This window comes from Cupriavidus sp. YAF13 (assembly GCF_052113425.1).
Classification (GTDB): Bacteria; Pseudomonadota; Gammaproteobacteria; order Burkholderiales; family Burkholderiaceae; genus Cupriavidus.
On the sequence record NZ_JBFRDD010000112.1, the window covers coordinates 1 to 7,523 of the forward strand.

Annotated in this window: 7 protein-coding genes and 1 pseudogene; 5 read left to right on the plus strand and 3 right to left on the minus strand. The window is 65.8% G+C overall.

What is annotated here, in order from left to right; all coding sequences use genetic code 11:
• Nucleotides 1-199: 199 nt before the first annotated feature.
• On the plus strand, nt 200-592 hold the full coding sequence (locus tag AB4061_RS39990; RefSeq protein WP_441641573.1) for a LysR family transcriptional regulator: 393 nt from the start codon (nt 200-202) through the stop codon (nt 590-592).
• A 198-nt stretch (nt 593-790) separates the two neighbouring features.
• On the opposite strand, the pseudogene AB4061_RS39995 reads toward AB4061_RS39990, so the two are convergent.
• Nucleotides 791-1,078, minus strand: a pseudogene (locus AB4061_RS39995) (tripartite tricarboxylate transporter permease); the annotation flags it as partial.
• A gap of 547 nt (nt 1,079-1,625) precedes the next feature.
• Between AB4061_RS39995 and AB4061_RS40000 the strand changes: the two are divergent.
• A complete protein-coding gene (locus tag AB4061_RS40000) occupies nt 1,626-2,708 on the plus strand; it encodes a porin (RefSeq protein ID WP_441641574.1) in 1,083 nt (360 codons plus the stop codon).
• 118 nt (nt 2,709-2,826) lie between these two features.
• Here the strand turns inward: AB4061_RS40000 and AB4061_RS40005 are convergent, their stop codons facing one another.
• Entirely contained in the window at nt 2,827-3,174 is a 348-nt protein-coding gene (locus tag AB4061_RS40005; RefSeq protein WP_441641575.1) for an antibiotic biosynthesis monooxygenase family protein, read from the minus strand.
• Nucleotides 3,175-3,239: 65 nt separating this feature from the next.
• The gene (locus AB4061_RS40010; protein ID WP_441641576.1) at nt 3,240-3,869 is read right to left on the minus strand and encodes a LysE family translocator; all 630 of its coding nucleotides are present in this window, start codon (nt 3,867-3,869) and stop codon (nt 3,240-3,242) included.
• A 132-nt stretch (nt 3,870-4,001) separates the two neighbouring features.
• On the opposite strand from AB4061_RS40010, the gene AB4061_RS40015 reads away from it, so the two are divergent.
• The 3 genes from AB4061_RS40015 (at nt 4,002) to AB4061_RS40025 (ending at nt 7,294) form a co-directional block, all read left to right on the plus strand.
• Entirely contained in the window at nt 4,002-5,327 is a 1,326-nt protein-coding gene (locus AB4061_RS40015) for an aminotransferase-like domain-containing protein (protein WP_441641577.1), read from the plus strand.
• A 231-nt stretch (nt 5,328-5,558) separates the two neighbouring features.
• Complete coding sequence (locus AB4061_RS40020; RefSeq protein WP_441641578.1) at nt 5,559-5,864, plus strand: hypothetical protein; 306 nt, start codon at nt 5,559-5,561, stop codon at nt 5,862-5,864.
• A gap of 410 nt (nt 5,865-6,274) precedes the next feature.
• The gene (locus AB4061_RS40025; protein ID WP_441641579.1) at nt 6,275-7,294 is read left to right on the plus strand and encodes a helix-turn-helix domain-containing protein; all 1,020 of its coding nucleotides are present in this window, start codon (nt 6,275-6,277) and stop codon (nt 7,292-7,294) included.
• The last annotated feature ends 229 nt before the right edge of the window (nt 7,295-7,523 follow it).

Below are 7,523 nucleotides of genomic sequence, written 5' to 3' on the forward strand. Positions count from 1 at the left end.
AGCGCGCTTCGTACCTGCTCCAACTGGCCGGCGGTGAGCTTGGTCACCGACTCCAGGAATCTCTTGAACTGGCGGGCGTTCATCGACTGCTCTCGTCATATCAACGACCAAAGTCTAGCAGCTATCCACGCTTAACCTGAACAGCGCCAGAGATTTGATAATCTGCCATTACATGCCGATTCAATCAAACCAGATTTGAATGTACTCCCTAGACGACCTGAAACTCTTTGTCCGCACCGCCAAGCTTGAAAACCTCTCCGCGGCCGCGCGTGAACTGGGCCGGACCGCCGCCACCGCCAGCGCCGCCCTGATCCGCCTGGAGCAACGCCTGAGCGCGCGGCTGTTGGCCCGCACCACCCGCCGCATGCGCCTGACCGAGGAGGGGCGGGTGTTCCTGGAGGCAGCGCGCAAGGCATTGGCGGCGCTGGAGGAGGGCGAGGGCGCACTGGCTGAGCAGCGGGAGGAACTGGCCGGGCCGCTACGGTTGTCGGCACCCGCCGACCTGGGGCGCGCCTTGCTGCGTGGCTGGCTGATCGAGTTCCTGCAGGCGCGTTTCGCGGCGTTCGACGCGGACTATCCTTTCCCGGGCTAGCCGCGCCAGTGCACGCTTGCGTCGTGGCTACTCATTGACGGCAAGCTCGCCGCCGGCAAGCACGGCCCCTTTGCCTGCGCCGCTGCTGGCTCGCCACGCGGAGTACGTGACCCCGGTCAGCAGCAGGGCTGAGAGCACGACGAAGACGCAGCTGATCGGGCGATGCACGAACACCATCATGTCGCCGCGCGACAGCAGCAGCGAACGGCGGAAGGTGCCGCTGTTCACGTCGGTACCGACACAGCCGCAGATCAGGCCGAACAGCGTCATCGCCACGCCTTTCAACGGGGACCCGCGCGACATGGTGGAGCCTGCCAGCAAGCCCAGCAGCATGATCGAGAAGATCTCCGTGGGTCCAAACTTGAACGAAATCTCGGTGAACAGCGGCGAGGCGAAGATCATCACGATGATGCCCACCGACGCGGCGAAGAATGAGCAGATCATGGTGATGCCCAGCGCCGTGCCGCCCTTGCCGGCGCGCGTCATTCAGCGGCAGCAGGATGGCGATGGCCGACAGCGCGCCCATGCTTGCCTTACCGCGACGCCATCGCGGGCGTGAGCGGGTGTCGAGACTCTAGGAACGGCATCTTCCAAACGGCTTTCCGACGGCTTCCAATCGGCTTTCGGAGCAGCGAAGTTGAAGAGAACTCCTCGTGGCTACGCGTAATCCCTAGCGCTGAAAATCCATGGAGCAGGAAACTTCTGCGCCGGATCTCAAGCGATGCTGCAGCCAAGTGGTGCACTGTTCACGCGCTGCCGGCGACCCGCGGAAATCCATTTGCATCACGTTGTGCTATATCTCGCCGGATCGCTGCAGCGCCAGCTGTCCGCGCGATCGTGGGGCGTGCCTGGATGATTGCAATTGCAGTCATCCAGGCATGCAGACATACGGCCATGCAAAGCGACATCAAGCTTTCACATAAGGCATCGATAATGCGCTCAGCCGCCACGGGTGCGGTTCATGGCGTCTATCGCATGGTTGCCCGCGGCTGGCGGAAGACTGCCTCATCCATCCATAAGACAGAGAAAATCAGTGAAGAAAGCTCTCCTTGCAATGACTGCCGCGGCTGCTGCCGCAGGCTCCGGCGCAGCGTTCGCCCAAACCTCCTCGTCCGGCGTCACGCTGTACGGCATCGCCGACGTTGGCATTGAAGTCATCAACCACATGCCGGCCTCCGGCTCCGCGGGTGGCACCGTCACCCGCATGAACTCCGGCAACCTGTCGGGTTCGCGCTGGGGCCTGCGCGGCAGCGAAGACCTGGGCGGTGGCCTGAAGGGTATCTTCGTGCTGGAAAGCGGCTTCGATATCGATACCGGCGCTTCGGGCCAGGGCAACCGCCTGTTCGGCCGCCAGTCGTACGTGGGCCTGCAGGGCAATTTCGGCGCCGTGACGCTGGGTCGCCAGCAAAACGCGCTGTACGACCTGTTCGGCGCCTATGACCCGATGGCCGTTGGCCCGCGCTACTCGCTCAACAGCGTCGACTCGCTGTTCAATGGCCGTGCCGACAACGCCTTCAAGTACACGGGCAAGTTCGGCGGCCTGACGGCTACCGGCTTCTACAGCACCGGGCGCGATGCCACGGTGACCAACGGCAGCGAAGTGCCGGGCGAAAGCAAGGTGGGCCGCAACTACGGCGCGGGCCTGGCCTACGCCGTTGGCAGCTTCTCGGTCGGCGCCGCGTATGACCAGTTCCAGGGCTCGTCGGTGGCACTGAAGGACCGCAGCGCCAAGCGCGCGGCCATCGGCGCGTCCTATGCCTTCGGCGATGCCAAGGTGTTTGCCGGCTACCGCTGGCTGCGTGACGACGGCACGGCAAGCGCCACGGCCACCGTCACCCGCAGCAATGTGTACTGGGCAGGCGCGCAGTACAAGTTCACGCCTGCGTTCCAGCTGACTGGCGCGGCGTACTACACCGACATGAAGAACAGCGGCGCGGATTCGTGGATGTACGTGCTGTCGGGTGACTACTCGCTGTCCAAGCGCACCGATGCCTACGTGAACATTGGCTACGTGAAGAACAAGTCGGGCTCCACCCTGGGCCTGAACGGTGCCGGCACGGCACTGCCGGGCGCGAACCAGACCGGCGCCACCGTCGGCGTGCGTCACCGCTTCTAAGCCGCTTCTAAGCGGTAACTGAGCGGTAACTGAGCAGCACTTGGGCGGCATCCTGCGCACGGAGGATGCCGCCAACGATCATATCGACCTTGCTGATGCGCGAGGATCGCTTGGCCGGTCAGATCGACCGGCCTTTTTTCTCTTCTTCGCCGAACCGCGTGAAGTGAGCCAGGCTGCCGTCGCCATAGACGCGCTCCACCTTTGACACCACGACGTGATAGCCGTCATACCATTTGCGGTACTGGCGCTTGGCGTCAAGGTGCCGTGGATGGGCAGCGAAGGCCCGCAGGGCTTCCTGATCCCGCCAGTAGTAGCTGGCGTTGGCCAGCTTGCCGTCGGGCGAGCGCCAGGATTCGGCCCCCAGGAAGCCGGCGATGCTGCCCGCCACCTCGTCAATGACCGCGCTCAGCCGCTGGAACTCTTCGTCGATCTTGCCGGGCTTGTAGATAAAGGCTGCGATGTACATCTCGTGTTGTCTTTCTTGTATTGTCTTTTCAGTATAGGGATGGAAGTGCCCGCCATCTTCGCCGGCTAGGACACCTTCGGCATGGCAAGCAGCCTCAGCGCCAGCAGCGCCAGCACCACGGCAAGCCCGTATTTCTGGAACACGGCGGCACGCGGGTTGCGGCTCAGGAACCGCCGTGCCGACCCGCCAGCCGCGCCCAGCAGGCCGTGGAACACGGTGCTGATCGCCGTCAGCACGCAGCCCAGGACAATCAGCTGCCGGGCCACGCTGCCCTTGCCCGGGTCCACGAACTGCGGCAGGAAGACCATGAAGAACAGCAACGCCTTCGGATTCAGCAAGCTGTTCAGCGTAGAGCGGAAAAACACCGATTTCAACGAGGCCTGCCGGGTCACCGCGCCCAGCGGCAGCAGCGGGCGGCGCAGCGCTTTCCAGGCCATCCACAGCAGGTACAGGGCTCCCGCATAGCGGATCAGGTCGAAGGCCGGGGGCCACGCGGCAATCACGGCGGTGATGCCGGTTGCCGTCAGGACGGTCAGCACGAGATCCGCCGCGGCGATGCCGAGCGCGGCCGCCGCGCCGCCGCCGAGGCCGTAGGTGACGCCGTGCGCCATGACGAAGGCCATGTTTGGCCCGGGTGACAGCAGCAGCACCATCACGGCCGCGGCGAACACCGACAAGGTAGCGAATTCGATCATGCCCAGGTTTCCAGAAAGCTCCGCGGAGCCCTTTACGTTGTCGAGGCTGATAGCGTAATCTTTGTGTCTGATACAAACAAAAAATTGTTCTAGATACAAAGAACGATCCGACGAAGGCGCGCAGGCCAAGGCATGATCCCAGCCCGGTACAAAACCATCATGGACGAGATAGCGGGGCGCATCCGCGAGGGGGTGCTGCCGCCAGGCACGCAATTGCCGACCGTTCGCGTCTTGATGAAGCAGCATGGCGTCGCCCTGGCCACCGCATCGCGCATCTACCGGGAGCTGGAATCCATCGGCCTTGTCGTTGGCGAGACCGGCCGGGGCACCTTCGTGCGCGACACCTCGCTGCCGCGCGGCCTGGGCCTGGAGCAGCACCCGGTGCGTTTCGGCGCGGTCGATCTCACCTTCAACTATCCGTCCTTGCCCGGCCAGGCCGACATGCTGCGCGACGGCCTGCGCACCATCGCGGCCTCGGGGGACCTCGATGCGCTGCTGCATTCGGCGCCCCAGGGTGGGCGGGCGCACGAGCGGCAGACCGCGGCAAGGCACCTGCGCAACCGGGGCATCCGGGTGGGCGGGGAGCAGGTGCTGATCGTCAATGGCGCGCAGCAGGGCCTCGCCGTGACGGTCATGGGCCTGCTCAAGCCGGGCGATGTCCTGGCTGTGGACGCGCTGACCTATCCCGGCATGAAGATGCTGGCGCAGGCGCACCGCCTCGGCCTGGAGCCGGTGCCGCATACCGTCGCGGGCATGGATCTGGACGCGCTGGCCGCGCTTTGCCGGCGGCGTCCGGTGCGCGCGGTCTACGCCATGCCCACCATGCACAACCCCCTGGGCACGGTGATGCCGGAGGAAGGCCGCTTGCGCCTGGCCGCGCTGGCCGACCGGCATGATTTCCTGATCGTCGAGGACGGCGCTTATGCCTTCCTGGCGGAGCCGGCACCCAAGCCGGTCTTTACCTATGCGCCAGGGCGCACGGTCTATGTGTCGGGCTTGTCGAAGAGCGTGGCTTCCGGCTTGCGGCTGGGGTTTGTCGTTGCGCCGCTGGCCATGGTGCCGGCGCTTGAGCGCGCCATTCGCGTGTCGACCTGGAACACCCCGTCCCTGACCGTGGCGCTGGGTTGCCACTGGATCGAGGCCGGCCTGGTTGACGGGCTCGAGGATCGCAAGCGCAAGGACGCGCGGCGGCGCCAGAGCCTGGCGCGCCGCGTGCTGCGGGGGTGCGCCATCGCCGCGCACCGCTCGTCCTACTATCTCTGGCTTTCTTTGCCCGAGGACCTGCGAGCAGATCGCATTGCCGCGGACCTGGCGCGCGAGGGCGTCCTGGTGACAACGGCGGAGCCGTTCGCCGCGACGCCCAACGTGCCGCATGCGCTGCGGCTCGCCATCGGCTCCATTTCGCTTGAAGCCCTGGAGGCGGCGCTGGCGAAGGTGCGCAGGGCGGTGGCCGGCTGATACCTCCCCCCTTTGAGGCTGGCAGCGGCCCGCCGTTGCGTGTTACGCATACCTCACCGGGCGGGCGGATATCGGGCTGGGCCGCGGGTTGCGCCGGAGCGGTGACCCTGGCTGCCACGCTTTGTCCTGCCATGACGCCAATGATGCCGGCCTATAGTGGAACGGGTGGGGCGGGGCCGGCGGCTGCTCCGCGGTCTGTGCCCTTCCGCTAACGCATCAAGGGGAAACATCATGTTGATAGCCAGATGGCAGATCGATGCCCGCTTTGGGCACAAGCAAGAGGTCATCGACCGGTTGCAGGGCTGGGCGCGCGAGATCGCGCCGCAGGTGGGGCTGGTGCGCGGGCGCCTGCTGACCGGCTCGATCGGCGCGCTGGAGGCGACCGTGGTCCACGAGTGGGAAGTGAGCGACCTCGGCGAACTGGACCGTGCGTGGAGCCAGCTCGCATCGATTCCGGCCCATGCGCAATGGGGCAAGGAACTGGAGCCGTTCGTGGTCTCCGGCACTGCTCGCTGGGAAATCTATCGCGTTGTCTGAACCCGAAGTCCTCTCCCGAAGCCCGCGGCCATTTGCGCATGGTGGCTGCCATGGCATGCGAGGATACGAAGCCGAGTGCCCACATGGGCGACTTCTCCCACGACCCTCGCGCGTGATGTGTGCCGTGGCGATCGTGGCGGGCGACAAGCCAAGGCTCCCAAAGGCCAAGGCTCCCAAAGGCGCATCCCGGCAAATCACGCTTGGCCGGCGCCCCGGCTGTCCCGAGCAGGTTGTGCGGCAGTGCAGCAACCGGTGCGGCGACGGGGCCGGCTTGCCATTGTCCGGGCCGGCGCGAGTGCGCCTGCGTAGTTGTTCCCATTGTCTGTCCCCGGGCTTTCCATTAGGCTGGCCGTCCAGCTTCCCGCACTTCCGGCGCGCGCGCCATGCCGCCGGTCACTGGAGATGCCCTGATGCCCGCTGTGCAGAGCCTGCCGCAGAATATGACGCGCACGACCAATATGACGTTCGATCAATGGCGCGAGGCCATCGATACGCGTTTCCTGCCGCTCGAATATTCCCGCCAGGCGCGCGGGCCGTTCCATTGCAATGTCAGCTATGCGCGCTTCGGCGCGTGCGCGGTGGCGGACATGGAGGTTGACGCGCATCGCGTGGCGCGCGAGCGCCGGCACGCGGTGGCTTCCGATGCGGGTTTCTTCAAGATTTTCTGGCAGCTGAGCGGGCGCAGCCGGGTGGCGCAGCGCGGCAACGAAGCGTCGCTGGAGCCGGGCATGTGGTCGATCTACGATACCGCGCAGCCCTACAGCATCGACATGGCGGAGCGTTGCCGCGTGCTGGTGCTGCTGGTGCCGCAGGAGCGCGCCTTCGGCTGGCGGCAGGCGGCCACCTGCCTGGGCGGACGGGCGCTGCGCGGCGAGGGCGCGGCGCGCATCGCGGTGTCGGCGCTCGGGGCGCTGCTGCACGACACCTGTGCGGGCCACCTGCTGGACCAGCAAGGCCAGGTGGTGCTGCAGGATTCCGTCGTGTCGCTGATGGAGACGGCGCTACAGGGCGCGCACGCACCGTCGCCCGCGGTGATAAGGGACGGCACGGACGCCGCCATGGCACGCCATCTGGGCGAAGCGCGCATGAACCGCATCGCCGGGTTCGTCGACGCCCATCTGCACGATCCGGCGCTATCGGCGCAAAGCCTGGCGGTGGTCCTGAACGTCTCGCGCCGCACGCTGTATAACCTGTTCCGCGAGTTCGGCCAGACGCCGCATGCCTATATCCTCTCGCGCCGGCTGCGGCAGGCTGCGCTGCGCCTATCCGGCGGTGGGGAGGGCGGGCGCAGCATTACCGAGATTGCGTTTGCGCTGGGGTTTGCGGATGCCGCGCATTTCAGCCGGGTGTTTCATGAGCGGTTCGGGATGAGTCCGACGCAGTGGCGGCAGCAGAATGCGGGGGGCGGGGGGGTTGCTTTGCGGCATTAGATGGGGGGATGGGGGGCTTGGCTGCAACTGGAACTGCAACTGCAACTGCTTAAAGTCAAAGGCAACTGCAGTTTCACCTCCCCTGCGGGGCGGCGACCTACTTTTTTGTCTTGCCAAAAAAGTAGGCAAAAAAGGCGCGCCGGATGGGGCGACTACCTCCTCGGGATTCGGCGAAAAGAGCGGCCGGGACCCAAACTCGCATCGCCTTAAGGCGATACTCAGACATGGG

Coding starts and splice junctions, on each gene's coding strand:
- AB4061_RS40005 (WP_441641575.1), bottom strand. CDS start 3,174: ATGTACATCGCAGCCTTTATCTACAAGCCCGGCAAGATCGACGAAGAG.
- AB4061_RS40010 (WP_441641576.1), bottom strand. CDS start 3,869: ATGATCGAATTCGCTACCTTGTCGGTGTTCGCCGCGGCCGTGATGGTG.
- AB4061_RS40025 (WP_441641579.1), top strand. CDS start 6,275: ATGCCCGCTGTGCAGAGCCTGCCGCAGAATATGACGCGCACGACCAAT.
- AB4061_RS40020 (WP_441641578.1), top strand. CDS start 5,559: ATGTTGATAGCCAGATGGCAGATCGATGCCCGCTTTGGGCACAAGCAA.
- AB4061_RS40015 (WP_441641577.1), top strand. CDS start 4,002: ATGATCCCAGCCCGGTACAAAACCATCATGGACGAGATAGCGGGGCGC.
- AB4061_RS39990 (WP_441641573.1), top strand. CDS start 200: ATGTACTCCCTAGACGACCTGAAACTCTTTGTCCGCACCGCCAAGCTT.